Source organism: Pseudonocardia humida (genome assembly GCF_023898865.1).
Taxonomy (GTDB): Bacteria; Actinomycetota; Actinomycetes; order Mycobacteriales; family Pseudonocardiaceae; genus Pseudonocardia; species Pseudonocardia humida.
In genome coordinates this window covers 18,218-37,076 of record NZ_JAGSOV010000005.1, presented here as the reverse complement: position 1 = coordinate 37,076, position 18,859 = coordinate 18,218, and the positions used below count along the sequence as shown (strand labels likewise).

The 18,859-nt window shown below is 76.2% G+C and carries 15 protein-coding genes and 2 pseudogenes; 6 read left to right on the top strand and 11 right to left on the bottom strand.

Translation table 11 applies throughout. The features are described from left to right. Positions 1-564 carry a TetR/AcrR family transcriptional regulator gene (locus tag KDL28_RS01265; protein WP_252435261.1) on the bottom strand — a complete coding sequence of 188 codons (564 nt, stop codon included), beginning with the start codon at positions 562-564 and terminating at the stop codon, positions 1-3. A gap of 105 nt (positions 565-669) precedes the next feature. Between KDL28_RS01265 and KDL28_RS01260 the strand changes: the two genes are divergently transcribed. Continuing rightward, positions 670-1,092 carry an organic hydroperoxide resistance protein gene (locus tag KDL28_RS01260; RefSeq protein WP_308215904.1) on the top strand — a complete coding sequence of 141 codons (423 nt, stop codon included), beginning with the start codon at positions 670-672 and terminating at the stop codon, positions 1,090-1,092. A gap of 9 nt (positions 1,093-1,101) precedes the next feature. On the opposite strand, the gene KDL28_RS01255 is transcribed toward KDL28_RS01260, so the two are convergent. From KDL28_RS01255 to KDL28_RS01245, 3 genes are all read right to left on the bottom strand, one after another. Then, complete coding sequence (locus KDL28_RS01255; RefSeq protein WP_252435260.1) at positions 1,102-4,233, bottom strand: SpoIIE family protein phosphatase; 3,132 nt, start codon at positions 4,231-4,233, stop codon at positions 1,102-1,104. A 69-nt stretch (positions 4,234-4,302) separates the two neighbouring features. Beyond that, on the bottom strand, positions 4,303-4,698 hold the full coding sequence (locus tag KDL28_RS01250) for a nuclear transport factor 2 family protein (RefSeq protein WP_252435259.1): 396 nt from the start codon (positions 4,696-4,698) through the stop codon (positions 4,303-4,305). A gap of 60 nt (positions 4,699-4,758) precedes the next feature. Further along, entirely contained in the window at positions 4,759-5,355 is a 597-nt protein-coding gene (locus KDL28_RS01245; protein ID WP_252435258.1) for a TetR/AcrR family transcriptional regulator, read from the bottom strand. Between the two features lie 59 nt (positions 5,356-5,414). Between KDL28_RS01245 and KDL28_RS01240 the strand changes: the two genes are divergently transcribed. Next, positions 5,415-6,545 carry an FAD-dependent oxidoreductase gene (locus KDL28_RS01240; RefSeq protein ID WP_252435257.1) on the top strand — a complete coding sequence of 377 codons (1,131 nt, stop codon included), beginning with the start codon at positions 5,415-5,417 and terminating at the stop codon, positions 6,543-6,545. Between the two features lie 92 nt (positions 6,546-6,637). After that, complete coding sequence (locus tag KDL28_RS01235; RefSeq protein ID WP_252435256.1) at positions 6,638-8,101, top strand: amidohydrolase family protein; 1,464 nt, start codon at positions 6,638-6,640, stop codon at positions 8,099-8,101. A gap of 465 nt (positions 8,102-8,566) precedes the next feature. Here KDL28_RS01235 and KDL28_RS01230 read toward each other — a convergent pair whose 3' ends face one another. The 3 genes and pseudogenes from KDL28_RS01230 to KDL28_RS01220 form a co-directional block, all read right to left on the bottom strand. Continuing rightward, the gene (locus KDL28_RS01230; protein ID WP_252435255.1) at positions 8,567-9,535 is read right to left on the bottom strand and encodes a hypothetical protein; all 969 of its coding nucleotides are present in this window, start codon (positions 9,533-9,535) and stop codon (positions 8,567-8,569) included. 81 nt (positions 9,536-9,616) lie between these two features. Further along, on the bottom strand, positions 9,617-9,949 hold the full coding sequence (locus tag KDL28_RS01225) for a hypothetical protein (protein WP_252435254.1): 333 nt from the start codon (positions 9,947-9,949) through the stop codon (positions 9,617-9,619). After that, a pseudogene (locus KDL28_RS01220) lies at positions 9,946-10,821 on the bottom strand (haloalkane dehalogenase); the annotation flags it as partial. The gene KDL28_RS01225 and the pseudogene KDL28_RS01220, both read right to left, overlap by 4 nt. 74 nt (positions 10,822-10,895) lie before the next feature. Between KDL28_RS01220 and KDL28_RS01215 the strand changes: the two are divergent. Further along, entirely contained in the window at positions 10,896-11,333 is a 438-nt protein-coding gene (locus tag KDL28_RS01215; protein WP_252435252.1) for a MarR family winged helix-turn-helix transcriptional regulator, read from the top strand. A gap of 109 nt (positions 11,334-11,442) precedes the next feature. After that, positions 11,443-12,000: a dihydrofolate reductase family protein gene (locus KDL28_RS01210; protein WP_252435251.1), complete on the top strand. Its 558-nt coding sequence runs from the start codon at positions 11,443-11,445 to the stop codon at positions 11,998-12,000. Between the two features lie 28 nt (positions 12,001-12,028). Here KDL28_RS01210 and KDL28_RS01205 read toward each other — a convergent pair whose 3' ends face one another. The 3 genes from KDL28_RS01205 to KDL28_RS01195 form a co-directional block, all read right to left on the bottom strand. Then, a complete protein-coding gene (locus KDL28_RS01205) occupies positions 12,029-13,771 on the bottom strand; it encodes an enoyl-CoA hydratase-related protein (RefSeq protein WP_252435250.1) in 1,743 nt (580 codons plus the stop codon). A gap of 227 nt (positions 13,772-13,998) precedes the next feature. Further along, positions 13,999-15,369, bottom strand: coding sequence for an NtaA/DmoA family FMN-dependent monooxygenase (locus tag KDL28_RS01200; RefSeq protein WP_252435249.1), 1,371 nt, complete (start codon positions 15,367-15,369; stop codon positions 13,999-14,001). A gap of 11 nt (positions 15,370-15,380) precedes the next feature. After that, the gene (locus tag KDL28_RS01195; protein ID WP_252435248.1) at positions 15,381-16,574 is read right to left on the bottom strand and encodes an LLM class flavin-dependent oxidoreductase; all 1,194 of its coding nucleotides are present in this window, start codon (positions 16,572-16,574) and stop codon (positions 15,381-15,383) included. A 350-nt stretch (positions 16,575-16,924) separates the two neighbouring features. On the opposite strand from KDL28_RS01195, the pseudogene KDL28_RS42010 reads away from it, so the two are divergent. Then, a pseudogene (locus KDL28_RS42010) lies at positions 16,925-17,451 on the top strand (DUF1684 domain-containing protein). 13 nt (positions 17,452-17,464) lie between these two features. Here KDL28_RS42010 and KDL28_RS01180 read toward each other — a convergent pair. Next, positions 17,465-18,814 (bottom strand): YibE/F family protein, encoded by a 1,350-nt coding sequence (locus tag KDL28_RS01180; RefSeq protein WP_252435247.1) that lies wholly within the window; start codon positions 18,812-18,814, stop codon positions 17,465-17,467. Between the last annotated feature and the right edge of the window lie 45 nt (positions 18,815-18,859).

Below are 18,859 nucleotides of genomic sequence, written 5' to 3'. Positions count from 1 at the left end.
TCATCGGGCCTCGGCCAGGATCGCGTCGAGCCCGCGGCCGAGGGTGGTCCGGGCGACCTCGGGGTCGGCCAGGTAGCCGGCGACCATCGCGCCGTCGCGCAGCATCATCAGGTGGGCGGCCGCGGCGGCGGGGTCGGGGTGGCCCGCGGCGGTCAGGTCGGCCGCGAACAGCGCGCCGAGCCATCGGCGGTGCGCGGTGACCGCCCGGTGCACGGGGCTGTCGGGGTCGGCGAACTCGGCGGCGGCGTTGATGAACGAGCAGCCGCGGAAGCCGGGGGAGCACACCATCTCGCCCATCGTGCCGACGGTGCGGCGCAGCCGCTGCTCGCCCACCTCCTCGCCCGCGGCGTCGCGGACGGCCTCGTGCACGACGGTGAGGTAGGCGACGACGAGGTCGTCCTTGCTGGGGAAGTGCCGGTAGAAGGTGGCCCGGGTGATCCCGGCCTCCTCGATGACCCGGTCGACCCCGACGGCGCGGATGCCTTCGGCGTAGAACAGCGCCGATGCGGTGCGCAGCAGGCGCTCGCGGGCCTCGGACACGCGCCGCACGGTGGTGGTGGACACGCGACCAGCCTAACAGGGAGAACGTTCGGTCTTGCGCTACCCGAGCGCGCGTGCCACTCTCGGAGACAGAAAGAGACCGAACGTTCTACCTAGGGAGCCGCCACCGTGAAGGTCCTCTACACCGCCGCCGCCATGTCCACCGGCGACGCCCGCAACGGCCACGTCCGCTCGTCCGACGGCCTGATCGACCTCGACCTGGCCACCCCCAAGGAGATGGGCGGGGCGGGCGGGGCGAGCAACCCCGAGCAGCTCTTCGCCGCCGGCTACTCGGCCTGCTTCCACTCCGCGCTCAAGGTGGTCGCCCGCCAGCGCAAGCTGGAGCTCACCGACTCCGCGGTGTCGGCCGAGGTGGGCATCGGGCCGAACGACGCGGGCGGGTTCGGGCTGACCGTGGCGCTGCACGCCGACATCCCCGGCGTCGACCGGGCAACCGCCACCGAGCTGGTCGAGGCGGCCCACCAGGTCTGCCCGTACTCCAACGCCACCCGCGGCAACATCGACGTCACCGTCGACGTCGCCGTCGACTGAGCCCCGCCGTCACGGCCCCTCCGCGTCGCGCACCGTCACCGCCAGCGCACCGGTGAGGCCGGTCAGCTCCAGCACCCGCGCCGGCGCCGACCCCGCCGCCACCACCACCGACAGCGCGACCCCGGTGGCGGCGGTCTGGGCCAGCAGCGCGACACCCGCGCTGCTCAGGTAGCGCACCGCGGTCAGGTCCACGACCAGCGGACCCGGCCCCTTCGCCGCCCGCAGCAGCGCGGGGGCGACCGTCTCCCGCCCGGCGAAGTCGACGTCGCCGCGCAGCACGATCAACCCGCCGGGCCACTCCTGCACCGTCGCCGGCTCGCCGGCCCGCCCGCGGCCGGGCCGGCGAGGGGCCGGTGCGCCCGGGCGCACCGGCGCGGCCGGGATCCGGAACCGGACCTCGGTGCCGTCCTCGCCGCGGTCGACGCGCACGTCCTGGCCCAGCTCGCGGATGACCCGCAGGCCGTGCCCGCGGTAGCCGTTGTCCTCGGGGACCGGGCGCCACCGCCCGTGGTCGCGCACCCGGGCCTCGACGGACCCGTCGTCGGTGCGCGCCACCGCGAACTCGAACTCGCCCCCGCCCTCGGGGTAGGCGTGCTCGGCGGCGTTCGCGGCGGCCTCACCGAGGGCGAGCTCCAGGTCCTCCGCGGTGTCGGGGGCCAACGCGGCCGCCGCGATCCAGCCGGCGACCTCGCGGCGCAGCGCCCGCATGCTCGTCGGCGCGGCCGGCAGCCGGCCCGACAGCGGGGCCGGGATCGCCCTCACCACCAGCAGCGCGACGTCGTCGGCCGGGCCCTCGGCGTCCAGGACGGCCTCGACGAGGCCGGCCACCAGCGCGTCCGGGTCCGACGCGGCCCGCCGGACGGCCGCGTGGGCCAGCCGGTCCAGACCGGTGTCGAGGGTCTCGCCGCGGCGCTCGACCAGCCCGTCGGTGTAGAGCACCGCGGAGGCGCCCGCCGGCACCGTCGCACTCGCCTCGGCGTAGGGCGCCCGGCCGGGGACGCCCAGCACCGCGCCGTCGCCGCCCTCCAGGAAGTACGCGCTGTCGTCGTCGACCAGCAGCACCGGTGGGTGTCCGGCCAGTGACCAGGTCAGCTCGCCGGTCGACCAGTCCAGCACCATGCACGCGCAGGTGCTGCCGGCGGCTCCGGCGATGCGGGAGGCGAACCGGTCGAGGCGCTCCAGGGCGGCGGCGGGGGAGTGGCCGTCGAGCAGGTGGGCGGCCAGCGCGCTGCGCAGCTGCCCCATCACCGCCGCGGCCGCCGGTCCGTGGCCGACCACGTCGCCCACGACCAGCGCGACGCGCGACCCGTCCACCGGGATGAGGTCGTACCAGTCGCCGCCCGACAGCGCGTGCTCGGCGGCGGGGGTGTAGCGGGCGGCGCAGGCCAGCCGGGCCAGCGCCGGCAGCCGCGCGGGCAGCAGGCTGCGCTGCAGCACGTCGGCGACCTCGTGCTCGGCCTCGTGCAGTCTGGCGCGGTCGAGGGCCTGCGCGCACTGGCCGGCCACCGACATCACCGCGGCCCGGCGCTCGGCGGTCAGCGGCGGGGGCCGGTCGTCGAACCACAGGCCGACCGCGCCGATCGCCCGGTCGGAGACCACCAGCGGCAGTGCCAGCGGCTCGGTCGTCCACTGCGGCTGCCCGGTGCGCACGGCCTCGGCGAGGGGGTGCTCGGCGGCGGTCGCCGCAGGCAGCGGACCCGTGCTGCCGCGCTCGACGAGCAGGTCGAAGGCACCGCCGCGGCCCAGCACGACGACGGCGCCCGCGGGCTCCAACCGCCCGGCCTGCCCGAGGATCACCTCCAGGACCTGGTCGGGGGTGTCGGCCATGGCGAGTGCGGCGGTGGCGCCCTGCAGCACCCGCAGGTTCCGGTTGGCCTCGCGCTCGCGGTCGAGCAGGCGCTCGCGCTCGGCCTCCGCGCGCAGCCGGGCGGTGATGTCGCGGCCGATCGACTGCCGCCGACCGCGCCCGGCCGAGCGCGTGCTCACCTCGACCGGCACCGTGCTGCCGTCGGCCCGGCGCAGCTCCCACACCTCGGTCAGGGCCCTGCCGTCGGCCAGGCGCCCCGGCAGCGCGGCGAGCCGCTCCCGGTCCGGTGCCCGCACCAGGTCCTCGCCCGACATCTGCAGGAGCTGCTCGCGGGAGTAGCCGAGCAGCTCGCAGGCGGCCTCGTTGACCTCGACGTAGCGGCCGTGCTCGTCGCTGAGCCAGATGGCGTCGCTGGCCCGTTCCACCAGCAGCCGGTACCGCTGCTCGCTCTCGCGCACCGCGGCCAGCGCGTGCGCCCGCTGCAGGGAGTCCCAGCACCGGGCGACGACCGTGCTGAGCAGGTCGACCTCGGCGTCGGTCCACACCCGAGGGGTGGCGTGGTGCACCGCCATCGCCGCGACGAACCGCCCGCGCTTGCGCAGCGGGACGCAGATGACCGCGGTGATCCCGGTGCGCCGGTAGATGTCGCGCTGCTCGGGCAGGATGCGCGGGTCGGTGAAGGCGTCGCCGACCACGTACGGCTCACCGGCCCGCATGCAGCGCAGCGTCTCCGCGCTGAACTGCGACATCGCCATCCGGCCGACCAGCTCGGGCAGCCCCCGGGCGTAGCTGCCGGTCATCGTGAAGTGGTCCTCGTCGGCCTCGGCCTCGGCGTAGGCGCAGCGGTCGCACCGCAGGTGCTCGCCGACCAGCCGGGCGACCGTGGCCATGACCTCGTCCGGGTCCTCCAGCGGCTGCAGGTCGCGGGCCAGCCCGGCCAGGAAGCGGTCGCGCGCGGCGGCGTCGGCGCGCTCGGAGATGTCGTCGAGCACCACGACGGCGCCGACGCCGCGCCCGTCGCGCAGCAGCGGGCCGGCGTTCCAGCCCACCGCCAGCGTGCTGCCGTCCGGGCGGTGGAACAGCTCCTCGCCGCGCAGCGGACCGTCGCCGTCCACCGCCCGGTGGAACGGGCAGTCGCGCCAGCCGTGCGCGGCGTCGTGCACGAGCGCGTGCAGCTCGACGCCCAGCAGCGCGGCCCGCGGAGTGCGCAGCAGCTCCGCGGCCACCGGGTTGGCCTGCGCGACCCGGCCGGCCACGTCGAGGGTCAGCAGGCCGACGGGCGCGGACTCCACCAGCGAACCCCGCGTCGCGTCCGGATCCCGCTGGTCCTCCACCGGGCGGAATCTACCGGGACGGGGAAACTGCGGCGGGGCCGTCGGCGCCATCCCGGGCGGCCGGCCCGCTCACGCCGTGCCGGCCGGAACCGCGGTGAACGCCGCGGTGTCGTAGTAGGTGCGCAGCCGGGAGACGGACTCGCCCGCGAACTCCACGACGGTGACCCCGCGGTACTCCACGGACCGCCCGGTGGCCAGGGTGCCGCTGCTGGTCCACTCCAGGGCGCACCGGTCCTCGCCCTCCACGGCGTGCTCGAAGGTCGTGCGCAGCTCGTCGAACTGGTCGCGGTACTCGCGCCAGAAGCCCTCGGGGTCGTCGCGCTCGCCGCGGGCGTCGAGCCGGGTGAGGGTGGCGTCGTCGGTGAACAGCGCGACCAGGGCGGTCGGGTCGGCGGAGCGCTCGAACTCCTGCAGGGTCTCGGCGAAGGCGCGCGCGCGGGGGTCCTCGATGGGGGTCTGCTCCATGCCGGCGCGATACCCGGCTCCGACCGGTCCAACCCCGCGGGGCCCCGGTCGTGTCCGGGGTCAGGTCGGCGCGGTCGCGAGGGCGACGCGGGTGAGCGCCTCGGCCGCGGTCCGGGCGGCGTCACTGGTGACCGCCGCCTCCGGGGCGGTGACCAGGGTGAACAACGCGCCGCCGTAGAGCACCAGCAGCTCGGGGATGCGGTCGCGGGGGATCGCCAGGTCGAGCTCGGCGTGGTGGCGGGCGACGACGCCGCGCGACCCGTCGACCAGCCGGTCCAGCGCCGCGGCCAGCGCGGGGCGGCGGCGGGCCTCCAGGCGCAGCTCGAAGACCGCGAGGTAGCGGTCGCGGTGGGTGGTCGCGGCGAGCAGCAGTGAGTCGGTGAGCAGGTCGGCGACCCGCTGCGCGGTGGGCGCGGTCGGCGGGGCAGCGGTGGCCGCGGCCGCGTCGAGGTCGCGGTGGTGCAGGTCCACCACCCGTTCGGCCGCCGCCACGAGCAGCGCCTCCCGGTCGCGGAAGTAGTTCGAGGAGGTCCCGGGGGGCAGCCCGGCGGCGCGCTCGACCGAGCGGTGGGTGACCCCGTGGACGCCCGCCGCGGCCAGCAGCGCGATCGCGGCGTCGGCCAGCGCCCGGCGCCGGGGCTCGTTGGGTGGCGGCACGGACCACGAGTATGGCACCGTCGGTTCACGACGAGCGTAGTGAACCGGGGGAGGGTGACGTGGACGTGCTGATCGTGGGAGCCGGGGTCGGCGGGCTGGCGCTGGCCCGGGGCCTCGTCGCGGACGGCCACCGGGTGCGGGTGCTGGAGCGGGCGCCGTCGCTGCGCGCCGGCGGCGCGGCCGTCACGCTGGCGAGCAACGGCACCGCGGCCCTCGCGGGGCTCGGCGTCGCGCTCGACGGGACGGGCACCCCGCTGGACCGCCTGGACTTCGGCGACCACACCGGCCGGCCGACCTCGGCGGTCGACCTGCGCGTGCCGCGCGAGCGCACCGGCTTCGGCTTCGTGTCGGTCTCCCGGCAGGAGCTCGTGGCCCGGATCGCCGAGGGGCTGCCGGAGGGCACCGTGCGGTTCGGGCGGCGGGTCGAGGACGTGCGGGTGCGGGGCGGGCGGGCCGTCGTGGAGGCGGACGGCGCGTGCCTCGACGCCGACGTGGTGGTCGGGGCCGACGGCCAGGGCTCCGCGGTGCGCCGCGCGGTGCTCGGCGGCCCCCCGGCCCGCGACGCCGGCTGGGCCACCTGGCAGGGGCTCTCGCCGGTGCTGCCCGAGCTCGCCGGGGGCCACCGCGGCCGGTGCCTGGTGGGTCCGGCCGGTTTCGTCGGGCTGCTGCCCGCCGGGTCCGGGCGCCTGCAGTGGTGGTTCGACGTGCGCCGCGGCGCCGCCGACCCGCTCCCGGGCTCGCCGGTGGCGATGCTGCGCGAGCGGTTCGCCGGCTACGCCGAGCCGGTGGGCCGGTTGCTCGCCGCGGTGACCGACGCCGACGTCGCGCTGTACCCGCACGTCCTGCACCGCGTCCCCGACGCCTGGGGCGCCGGACCCACGACCCTGCTCGGCGACGCCGCGCACGCCTTCCCGCCGTCGCAGGCCCAGGGGGCGAACCAGGCGCTGGAGGACGCCTGGCTGCTGCGCCGGGCGCTGCGCGGCGGTGCGGTCGTGCCCGCGCTGCGCGACTACGAGCGCCGCCGGGCCCGCCGGGTGCGGCGGGTGTCGCGGCTGGCCGCGTCGCAGGTCACCAACCGTCCCCCGGCGCGGGTGGTCGCCGCGCTCTATCGCCGGGTGCCGCCCGCCACGGCCGGTCGGCTCTACGGGCTGGTGATCGGCTCGTGGAGCCACGTGCTGCGGGCGGCCTGAGCGGGCGGGCAGGATGATCGGTGCGGGCGGTGGCACGGACGACGGCACGGACGACGGCACGGGCAGCGGCGGGGACGACGACGGGAGCGCCGGTGGCGGAGTACCCCCTGGTCCTGGCCGGTGGCCGGGTCATCGACCCGGACAGCGGGCTGGACGCGGTGGCCGACGTCGCCCTCGACGGCGACGCGGTCGCGGCGATCTCCACCGGACCGCTGGCCGGCGTCGAGCGGATCGACGTCCGCGGGCTGGTGGTCTGCCCGGGCTTCGTCGACCTGCACAGCCACGGCCAGGCGATCCCCGAGCAGCGGCTGCAGGCCCTCGACGGCGTCACCACCGCGCTGGAGCTGGAGGCGGGCACGCTCCCGGTGGCCGCCGCCTACGCCGCGGCCGCCGCGCAGGGGCGTCCGATCAACTACGGCTACGCCACCTCCTGGGCGCTGGCCCGGATGGTCGAGCTGGCCGGCGTGCCGGTCGGCGGGGGCACGGCGAGCGTGCTGCGCAACCTGGGCGACCCGCGCTGGCAGGCGGCGGCCTCGGCCACCCAGCGGGCCGCGGTGCTGGGCAGGCTGCGCGCCGACCTGGACGTCGGCGCGCTCGGGATCGGCGTGCTGGCCGGCTACGCGCCCGGCCTGGACCCCGACGAGTACCTGGCCGTGGCCGCGCTGGCCGCCGAGGCGGGCTCGCCGACGTTCACCCACGCCCGGCCGCTGGTGGAGGTCGACCCGCGACTGCCGGTGGACGGGGCCGAGGAGATCGTGCGCGCCGCCGGTGAGACCGGCGCCGCCATGCACTACTGCCACGTCAACAGCACCTCCACCCGGCACGTCGACCGGGTGCTGGGCCTCGTCGAGCGGGTGCGCGCGCAGGGTTCCGCGGTGACCACCGAGGCCTACCCCTACGGCGCCGGGTCCACCGCCATCGGCGCGGCCTTCCTGGCCCCCGAGCGCCTCACCGCCCAGGGCCTGCGCCCCGACTCGCTCACCTACGTGCGCACCGGCGAGCGGGTCGCCGACGCGCGGCGGCTGGAGCAGCTGCGCGCCGAGGACCCGGGCGGGCTGGTGCTGGTCCACTTCCTCGACGAGGACGACCCGGCCGACGCGGCGTTCCTGCACCGCGCCCTGCTGTTCGACGGGACCGCGGTGGCCAGCGACGCGATGCCGCTGACCTGGACCGGTCCCGCGCCCGACCCGATGACCTGGCCGCTGCCGCCCGGGGCGGTGGGGCACCCGCGCGGCGCCGGCACGTTCGCGCGCGCCGTGCGGATGCTCACCGGGGCCGGGCTCGGGCTGCCCGAGGCGATCGCGCGCTGCACCTCGGTGCCCGCGCGGGTGCTGCGCCCGGCGGTGCCGGCGATGGCCGGGAAGGGGCGCATCGGCGCGGGCAGCGACGCCGACGTCGTGGTGCTCGACCCCGACCGCCTCGCCGACCGCGCCACCTACGCCGACGGGACGCTGCCCTCGGCCGGCATCGTGCACGTTCTGGTCAACGGCACGGCCGTGGTGCGCGACGGGCGGCTCGTGCCGGACGCGCTGCCCGGTCGGCCGGTCCGGCGATGATCCGTCCCCAGTGTTGGTGAAAACGCCATGGGGCCGGTCAGCGCCACGGGTCGTGATCGCGACGCCACCGGTGTCCGACACTCCCGCCGGTGCAGCTGCCCGCCGGCCGGACTCCCTTCGCCAGGAGCCCCGCGATGCCCGCTGAGACCGTCCGCGCCTTCCCGGCCCCCGCCCACCCGAGCGCCCCCCGATCGTCGTCCGGCCGATCCCGGTGGCGACCGGACCCCGCCCTCCAGGCACCCCGATGCGGTGGCCGCCCTGGTCGCCGAGCTGCGCGCGCCTGCGGGCGGCGCGTCGGCAGCTGGTGGGGGCGGTCGCCACCGAGGTCGAGGCGACGATGCTGCGCTTCGAGCTCGACCAGCTCGACCAGGCGCTCGCCGGCGACGACCCCGCCGCGGGGACCGCGTACGGCTGGCGCCGGGTGCGGGAGCTGGTCCGCGACGGGGGGGCCGGCCGTCGTGCCGATCACCGCGCTGGTGCACGAACTGTTCGGCTGACCGGCGCTCGCCCGCGCCGGACGATCACGACCGCCGCGGCGCCGACCGCGACCAGCAGCGCGCCCAGGACGGCGAGCGTGGCGCCGTCGGGTGCGGTCAGCGGCTGGCCGCGCAGCGCCTGCCACGTCAGCAGCCCGAGCAGGACCAGGTAGGCGGCACCGGCCAGGCGGACCAGGGGCAGCCGGGCCCCCGTGGGCAGCGTGCGCCGCGGCACCGCGAGCAGCACCGCGGCCAGCAGCGGCAGCACCTGCAGGGCGTGCATCCCGACGAAGTGCGCGACGCGCAGGTCGCCGCCCGCCGTGCTCCAGCCGAACACCGCCAGGCCCGGCCCGCCGTCGGCCACCCCGACGGCGTGCCCGCCGTTGACCGACATCACCACGCCGACCAGCATCCCGAGCAGCGCGACCGACAGGCCGAGCCGGATCGAGGACGTGACCACCGGGTCGACCCCTGGACGGCGCAGCACCCCGACGGCCAGCCACGCGGTGGCCAGCCAGATGACCGCCACCGTCATCCCCATGATCGAGAACAGCAGCGCGTCGATGTCGGTGTCCTCGTTGAAGTGGCTGCGCACGCCGCGCGCGGCCTGCGCGAAGATGATCCCCACCTCGGCGGCCGAACCCACCGCGACGATCCACCCGAGCACCGCCCCGGTCCGGCGCCCGCCGTCGACCAGCGACAGCATCCAGGCCAGGGCCAGGGCGTAGATGCCGAACGACAGCGCGAACTTCAGCGGTTTGAGCCACAGCGGGGCACCGAGCAGGACGCGGTCGTCGACCACGAGCCCCACGGCGGCCGCGACGACCAGTCCGCCCGCGGCGACGGCGAACCAGAACAGCGCCGGGTGCCCGCGGCGGACCCCGGTGAGGACGGAGGACGCGCCGGAGCGCACCCGGTGGACGGACCCCTCGACGGGGGTGGAGGCGAGCTTCGGCATGCCGCCGAGCATCGAGCCGGCGGAGATCGTCTCCCAGCAGGCCAGCCCGCGGAGGCGGGTAGGGATTTCCCCATGGGCCGGTCACCGGGCCTGCGGCCAGGGGCGGACCCGGTAGAGGCCGAGGTCGGCGGTGACCCCGAGCCGGGCGACCGTCCGCGCCGGGGAGAACCCGGTGGCCTCGTGCAGCCGCCGCACCGCCCGCTGGGCCGCGGCGATGGCCGCGTCGTCCGTCCAGGTCACGAGCGTGAGCAGCCGGGTGGAGCCGTTCTCCCGCGGACCCTCCAGCAGCACGTTCTGCCCGCAGCCGGGCAGCTCGCGCAGCAGGTCGTGGGTGGGCTGCAGGCTCGTGAGGAACTCGTCGAACGCGGGATCGGGCACGTCGAACCGGTCGATCCGGAACAGCTCGTCGCTCATCGCCGCACCAGCCCGTGGCCGGTGACCCACGCGCTGATCGCGGCGGCGATCTCCGCGGGCCGGTCCTCCGGCGCGACGTGCCCGGCGACCCCGCCGTCGACGACGTCCAGACCGGCGATGCTCGTGCGGCACCAGTCGACCGCCTCCGGGCCGACCATCAGGGTGGGGTGCCCGGAGAAGGTGAGCAGCAGCTTGGGCACCTCCGGGCTGGTGGCCAACCACTTGTCGTAGGCCTCGACCCTGGTGTGCACGTCCGGCGGGTCGCCGTCCACCGGCATCGACCGCGCCCACGCCAGCAGCGGTCGGCGGCTCCGCGCGTCCGGGTACGGCTCGGCGTAGACCGCCGCCTCGGCTGCGGACAGCTCGGTGATCATCGTGCGGGGGAGGGCGACGGTGATGAAGTCGTTCTCCTCCAGCGCCATCCGCTCACCGGTACCGGGCTCGCGCAGCGCCTGGAACCGCTCGCGGCCGCCCGCGGGCAGCTCGGCCCAGCTCATCGGGCGCAGCACCGTCTCGAAGAACGCGACGCCCGGCACCCGGTCGGGCAGCCGGGCGGCGCGGTCGAGGGCCAGCGCGCCGCCCCAGTCGTGCCCGACCAGCACCGCCCGGTCGAGCTCGAGAGCGTCGAACCAGGCGTCGAGGTACCGCGCGTGGTCGCCGAAGCGGTAGTCCGAGTCCGGCTTGCCCGAGCGGCCCATGCCGATCAGGTCGGGGGCCAGCAGCCGGGCCGGCAGCTCGTCGGGGAGGTGGTCGAGGACCTTGCGCCACACGTGCGAGGAGCCGGGGTTGCCGTGCAGGAAGACGATCGGGGTGCCGGTGCCCCGGTCGGTGTAGGAGATGGTCGAGTCGAGCACGTCGGCGATGGGCATCGCGGCCTCCGGGGTAAAGTAGACAGGTGCCTGACGAACATGACGCTAGCACAGAAAGACAGGAGCCTGTCCATGTCGTGGGCGACGGGCAGCCGGACGCGCTCGGCCTGCTGCTGCGGCTGCTGCACCAGCACTGGGGGGAGGACGTCGACGCCGCCCTGCGCGCCGCCGGGCTCGACGGCATCCGGGCGCCGCACGCGAACGTCTTCCCGTTCGTCCCGGCCGGGGGGATCGCCGTCAGCGAGCTGGCCCGGCGGGCGAACATGCGCAAGCAGTCCATGGCCGAGGCCGTCGACCAGCTCGAACGCTCCGGCTACGTCCAGCGCCGGCCCGACCCCCACGACCGCCGCGCCCGCCTGGTCCTGCTGACCGAGCGCGGCGAGGCCGTCCGCGCGGTCGCGATCGCTGCGGGCCGCCGCGTCGAGGAGCGCTGGACCGGGCTGACCAGCGCGGCCGAGATCGACGCCCTGCGCGCCACGCTGCAGCGCCTGCTGTCCCGGCTCAGGGGTTCGTGAGCAGGATCAGAGGCGGGTGCCGGATGTCCCGCCGTCGATGGTCCGCCGATGAGGTCCCGGCCCCGCCCGGGTCCTACCCGCGGAAGACGACGCCGAGGGACGGAGCCGCATGCGCAAGATCGTGATCACCCAGAACCTGACCGCCGACGGCGTGATGGACATGTCCGGCGGGTGGTTCGACCCGGCCGCCCAGGGCGTCGACCAGAGCGACCTGGTCGAGGTCAACCGGGTCCACCAGGACGCCGCCGACGTGCTGCTCGTGGGGCGGGGCACGTTCGAGTCGTTCCGCGACTTCTGGCCGCACCTGCGCGACGACACGACCGGGGTCGCGGACTACCTGCAGCGCGTGCAGAAGCACGTCGTGTCCTCGACGCTGACCGAGCCCGGGTGGACGAACACCACCGTCGTGCGCGGCCCGGCCGCCGACCACGTCCGGGCGCTCAGGTCGGGCGAGGGCGGCGACGTCGTCATCACCGGGAGTCCGCGGCTGGCCCAGGAGGCCCTGCGCGAGGGGCTGGTCGACGAGCTGCGGTTGTTCGTCTTCCCCGTCGCGGTCGGGACCGGGCAGCGGCTCTTCCCCGAGGGCACCGCGATCCGGCTCGAGCCGCTGGAGTCGCGCGGCTTCGCCGTCGGGTGCACCCTGCTCCGCTACCGCGTCCGGCCGTGACCCGGGGGCCGTCGGACCCGGACGCGGTCTAAGCGGGGACGAGGGCGGGCAGCAGGTGGGCGCGGGCCGCGGCGGCCGGCCGGCCGGAGGGCTGCTTGGTGACGAACGCGTGGCGCAGCTCGTCGAAGCCGTTGCGGTTCTCGAAGATGTCCAGGCTCATCGCGGCCAGCTCGTGGTGGCGGTAGGCGGCCAGCGGGCGGTGGCGCTCGTCGGACTCCCGGCGGTGGACCTTGTCCGCGAGCAGCCGGACGCGGTCGGCGCCGCAGGCCAGCTCCACGGCCCGGTGCAGTACCGCCGCCTCGAACTCCGCGCGCGTGCCCGGCAGCACCTCGTCGACCAGGCCGATCTCGGCGGCCTCCGCGGTGCCGATCGGGAGGCACTGCTCGGTGAGCCGGGTGGCGGTCGCGGAGCCGACCCGGCGCGGCAGCGTGTAGGTCCAGTACTCCGAGCCGAACAGGCCCATGCTCTTGTAGTGCGGGTTGAGCACCACCGACTCGCGGGCGAGGACGATGTCGGCGCCCAGGGCGAACATCACCCCGCCGGCCCCGGCGTTGCCGCCGACCGCGGCGACCACGAGCTGGCGGGTGCAGTCCAGCACGGCCGCGCAGGCGTCGTCGACGGCGTTGATGTTGCGCCAGGCCTCCGGGCCCGGCCGGGGGCTCGCCTCGATCGCGTTGAGGTGGACGCCGTTGGAGAAGGAGTCGCCGCCCTGCAGCAGCAGCACCGCGGTGTCCTGGCCGGCCGCGTAGCGCAGGGCCGCGGTCAGGCGCTCGCACTGGGCGGTGGACATCGCCCCGTTGTGGAAGTCGAAGCTCACCACCCCGACCGGGCCCACCCGGTCGTAGCCGATCTCGCGGTAGCCCGACCAGCTCGACTGGCCCGGCCGGCCGGGGAACGGCTCGTGGCGGCGGGGCAGGTGCGCGACCCGGGCGCCGAGCGCGGTCGTGGCCGGCAGCTTCACGCTCGGCGTGCTGCCCCCGCCGCGCACCCGGACGTGCCCGACCCACAGCGCGCCGTCGCCGGTGTGCACCAGCACCGCCCCGTTCTGGCACAGCGAGATCTCGCCGGGGCGCACCCGGGGCGCGGCGCCGTAGTGCGGGTCGGGATGGGCGTCGTACACCGAGACGTCCAGGCCCGCCAGCGTCGTGCGCACGCCGGGGAAGCCGTCGGCGGCCCGGATGCGGCGCAGGACGTCGGCGGTCGGGTCCTCCCAGGAGAACGCCCGCTCGACCTGGGTCATCAGCGGGCGCAGCCGTCCCCGCGCGGCGCCGGGAGCGTGGTCGGCCAGCGGCAGCGGGGTGAACGCCGGGTCGGCGGCCTTCTCGACGACCTCGCGGGCGAGCGCGGCGGCGGCGTCGGTGACGGCGCCGCCGTAGAGGCTGCTCTTTCGGGGCGGGTCGGCGGTGTCGACGGCGAAGGTCCGGGTGCCCCAGACCGGGCCGCCGTCCATCTCGTCGATGGCCGACAGCGCCGTCACCCCCCACCGGTCTGCGCCCTCGGCGATGGCCCAGTCCAACGAGGACGGGCCCCGGTCGCCGATCGGGCCGGGGTGGATGATCACCGTCGGGTGCCGGCGCCACACGTCCTCCGGCACGCGCTCCTTGAGGAACGGGCACAGCACCAGCTCGGGCCGGGCGCGGGCGACGGCGGCACGGACGGCGTCGTCGGAGTCGGCCGTCTGCACCACCACGTGGTGCCCGTCGCGGCGCAGCTCGGTCCAGACCCGCTGGCTGAGACCGTTGAAGGCCGAGCAGAGCAGCAGGATGCGCACGGTTCTCCGATCCGGCCGGAGAGGCGGCGGACCGCGTTCACCCACCCGACCACGTCGCTGTCGCCGGCCCCGGGGACGGTCCGGCGTGGGGAGCAGCAGACACTGGTCGGATCGTCGCACGCGCTCCGTCCGTTATCGCCGACGGCACAATCCGTTCGCGCTGACCCGACTACTCCTTCTCCGTGAGAAGGCGGGGACGGCCCGTGAGCGGTCCACGCGGTCGCGGCCTACCCGCGCCGCGGTGTCGGCAGCGGCGGCAGGTCCAGGTGCTCGCGCAGCGTCGTGCCCTCGTACTCGGTGCGGAACACGCCGCGCTCCTGCAGCAGCGGCACGACGGTGTCGGCGAACTCGTCGAGCCCGCCGGGGGTGATGTGCGGGACCAGGATGAACCCGTCGCTGGCCTGGGCCTGCACGAACTCGTCGAGCGCCGCGGCCACCGCCGACGGCGTCCCGATGAACGACTGCCGCCCGGTCACCTGGATGATCAGCTCGCGGATCGAGAGGTTCTTGGCCTCGGCCAGCTCCCGCCACTGCCTCGCGGTGGCCAGCGGGTCGCGGTGCATGCGCACGCTGGCCCGGCCGCGGGCGATGTGGCTGTCGCCGACGAACGGGTCCTCCGCGGGCAGCGGGCCGTCGGGGTCGTAGGAGGACAGGTCGCGGTTCCACAGCTGCTCCAGGAACTTGATCGCGGTCTGCCCACTGACCTGCTGGTGGCGGATGACGTCGGCCTTCTCCTGGGCGTCGGCGTCGGTGTCGCCGAGCACGAACGTGGCCGCCGGGAGGATCTTCAGCGAGTCCGGCGTGCGGCCGTGGCGGGCCAACCTGCCCTTGACGTCGGCGTAGAAGGCCTTCCCGGCCTCCAGCGTGCCGTGCCGGGTGAAGATGGCGTCGGCGCCGGCCGCGGCGAACTCGCGGCCCTCCTCGGAGTCGCCGGCCTGGAAGATCACCGGGCGGCCCTGCGGGCTGCGCGGCACGGCGAAGCGCCCGGAGATGTCGAACTGGGTGGAGTGCACGGCGAAGCGCCCGGCGTCGGGATCGCGCAGGAACACCCCGGACGCCTGGTCGGCGACGATCTCGTCGCCCGACCACGAGTCGAACAGCGTCGCGGTGGCGGCCAGGAACTCCCGGGCGCGCACGTAGCGCTGGTCCTGGGCGAGGAAGCCGCCGCGGCGGAAGTTCTCCCCGGTGAACTCGTCCCACGAGGTGACCACGTTCCACGCCGCGCGGCCCGCGGAGAGGTGGTCGAGCGTGGCGAACTGGCGGGCCACCTCGTAGGGCTCGTTGAACGTGGAGTTGATCGTGCCGGCCAGCCCGAGCCGGTCGGTGACCGCGGCCAGCGCGGCCAGCACGGTGAAGGTGTCGGGACGCCCGACCACGTCCAGGTCGTAGACCAGGCCGTTCTGCTCGCGCAGGCGCAGGCCCTCGGCCAGGAACAGGAAGTCGAACTTGGCCCGCTCCGCGGTCCGCGCGAGGTGCGCGAACGAGGAGAACTCGATGTGGCTGCCGGCCGCCGGGTCGCTCCACACCGTGGTGTTGTTGACCCCGGGGAAGTGCGCGGCGAGGTGGATCTGCTTGCGAGCGCGCGTGCCTGTGCTCATTCCTCGACCCCTCAGACGGCGGCGTAGCGGTTGGCCGGGCGGGCGAGGCCGAAGCGCTCGCGCAGGGTGGACTCGGCGTAGGCGGTGCGGAACGCCCCGCGGCGTTGCAACTCGGGCACCAGCGCCCGGGTGATCAGCGGCAGGTCGTGGGCGTTGCCGCCGGGGCGCAGCCGCACCCCGGCCAGCCCGGCCGCGTGCCACTCCTGCACCAGGTCGGCGAGCTGGGCCGGGGTGCCGGCGAACACCAGCGCGTCGCTGTGCAGCTCGGCCCCGGCCAGCTCGTCGAGGCGGGCCTTGCGGGTCGCGGCCGCCGCGGCGTCCTCGTCGAGGAAGACCACGACGTCGCCGAGCACGGGCAGCGGCTCGGCGCCGCGACCGGCCGCGGCCTGCTCGGCGCGGACCTCGGCGAGGATCGCGGCCGTTCGCCCGGGGTCCTGCGGGGTGACGAAGCCCAGGTCGGTCGATCCGGCGACCAACCGGTAGGGCACCGTCTGGTGGGCCAGCGCGGTGACCAGCGGCTGGCCCTGCGGGGGGCGGGGCGTGATCGAGGGCCCGCGCACCGAGAACCGCTCACCGACGAAGTCGATGTAGTGCAGCTTGGCCCGGTCGACGAACCGGCCGGTGGCCGCGTCGCGGATCTCCGCGTCGTCCTCCCAGCTGTCCCACAGCCTGCGCATGACCTCGACGTAGTCGGCGGCCTCGGCGAACAGCTGGGTGAGCCCGGCGTCGTCGGGCCGGGTGCGGTCGATCGCGACGGCGTCGCGCCGGCCGAACAGCGCCGCCTCGTCGGGCCGGGCCGACACGCGCACCCGCACCCCGGCGCGCCCGGTGCTGACGTAGTCGAGCGTGGCGATCGCCTTGGACGCGTGGAACGGCTCGGTGTGGGTGACCTGCACGGTCGGGACCAGGCCGATGTGCCGGGTGAGCGGGGCGACCCGGGCCGCCACCAGCACCGAGTCGAGCCGGCCGCGCACCTGGTCGGTGCGGTCGTCGGGGCGGGACGGGTGGGCCGACTGCAGCGCCATCGCGTCCTCGAGGGTGACCAGGTCGAGCAGCCCCCGCTCGGCCTCCTGCACCAGCTCGGTCCAGTACGCCGCGGACAGCAGCTCGGTGGGGCGCGCGCCCGGCTCGCGCCAGGACGCGGGGTGCCAGCCGGTGCCGTCCAGGGCGAGGGCCAGGTGGAGTGCGGGGTCGTGGCTCGGCATGCTCGTGACGCTCCTCGTCGGCCGGAGGCGGGTGGCGGCGTGCGGGGCGCGTGCTCGCTCGGCGCGGCGGTGCCCGTGGCGGACGCGGGGTCCGCACGGCGACCGGGAGGCGGCCCGGGTCAGCGGCGACAGTGCCCGGGAGGCGAGCCGACGCCGTCCAGCCAGCGCCGGCCCACGAGCACGCGGGCGCGCAGAGCGCGGCGACGACCAGGCATCACGGACCTCCGGAGCGGACCAGCCCGTCCACAGTAACCAGCGGCCCCGGCGGGCAGCCACGGTCGCGCCGGGAATCGGTGCCGTGAAGCACGGCACAGCCACCGGCGGGAATATCCGGGACCGCCGTTCGCGGAATGCCCGCCGCCGCGGCGGTGTCGCAGTGCAGGACCGGACGCAGGCGCCGCACCGACGACTACGCCCTGCGGGTGCGCGACCCGCAGGCGCCCACCCGCACCTCCTTCACCGGCGTGCCCGCCTTCCCGGTGGACCCGGCGTGGGTGGTGGACGGGTGTTGCGAGCCCTACCCGCAGCCGCGGCGGATCACCGTCGGGGCCGTGGTCGACGGGCTCTCGCACTTCCCGACCGCGCTGGGCGTGCTCCGCTTCACCCTCGGCGGCGTCGAGCAGGAGCTGGTCGCGCTGACCGCCAAGACCGCCGGCCTGCGGCTGCACTTCCGCGACGCCACCTCCGGCACGAGCACTACGGCGGCGGGCGCACGCTCACCGTCGACGAGCCCGACGCCGACGGGCGGGTCCGCATCGACTTCAACCGCACCGTCAACCTGCCCTGCGCGTTCACCGCCTACGCCACCTGCCCCCTGCCGCCCGCGCAGAACCGGATCACGGTCCCCGTCGAAGCCGGAGAGCGCCTGCCCGCCTGAGCCCCGCCGAGGCTCAGGACTGCCGCAGGATCGGCCCGGTGGTCTCGGCGGCCGTGTCCGGGACGGCCCCGGTGGTCGGCTCGTCCGCGTCGGGCAGGCGCAGCGAACCCCGCGTCGCCACCGCGACGGCCAGCGCGGTGGTCACCGGCACCGAGATCACCAGGCCGATGCTCCCGACCAGCGTGCGCACCACCTCCGTGGCGATGACCTGCGTCGTGAGGGTGTCGCCCAGGCCCCGCTCGGCCACCGAGAACAGCAGCAGCAGCGGCAGCGCGGTGCCCGCGTAGGCCAGGACCAGCGTGTTGACCGCGGAGGCCAGGTGGTCGCGGCCGATGCGCATGGCCGAGCCGAACAGCCGCGCCGCGGGCAGCCGCGGGTCGGCCGCGCGCAGCTCCCAGACCGCGGTCGTCTGGGTCACCGTGACGTCGTCGAGCGCGCCCAGCGCCCCGATCACCAGCCCGGCCAGCACCAGCCCGCGGCCGTCGACCTCGGTGCCCAGGGTGGCGGCCAGGCTCGCGGTGTCCTCGTCGACGCCGGTGAGGTGGGCCAGCTCGGCGAAGGTGATGCCCATCAGCGCGATCAGCACCAGCCCGGCGAGCGTGCCGAGCACCGCCGTGGACGTGCGCGCGGACACCCCGTGGGTCAGGTAGAGCGCCCCGAACATGATCGCGCAGCAGCCGACCACCGCGACCAGCAGCGCGTTGCGCCCGGCCAGCACCGCGGGCAGCACGAAGCCCACCAGCACCGCGACGGTGAGCCCGAGCCCGGCCAGCGCGGCCAGCCCGCGCATCCGGCCCAGCCCGACCACGGCCACCGCGAACACCGCGAACAGCGTCAGCAGCGGCACCTCCCGCTGCAGGTCGACGACGACGTAGGCGGCCGGGTCGGCGGGGTCGCCGCCGGCCGCGGTGAGCACCACGTCGTCGCCCGCCCCGAACGGCGCCCGCCCGCCCGGCGCCGAGATCAGCACCTCGATCGTGCGCCCGGCCAGCGGCCCCTCGGCGAGCTGCACGGTCAGCGCCATGCAGTCCGGCGGACCGGCGTCCGGGGCGGCCTCCTCGTCGCAGGCGCGTTCGACCGCCGCGCTGACGTGCCCGTCGACGCGCGGGCCCGCGGCCTCGACGTCGGCGGTGGGGTCGGTCGTCGGGTACAGCAGCACCAGCCCGACGAGGGTGGCCAGCACGCACGGCGTGAGCAGCACCCACAGCAGCGTGCGCACCCGCCGGTCGGCCCGGGGCGGCGGGCCGTGGCCGTGGCCGTGCTGGTGGCCGTGCTGGGGCACGGCCTCCGGCGGCTGCTCCGGTTCCGCGGCGCGGCGGTGGCGGGCACCGGACGAACGGGACGACCTGTCGCGGGGGCGCACCGGATGATTGTCGTGGCCGTCGGTGTGGCGTCGGTCGGCGGCACG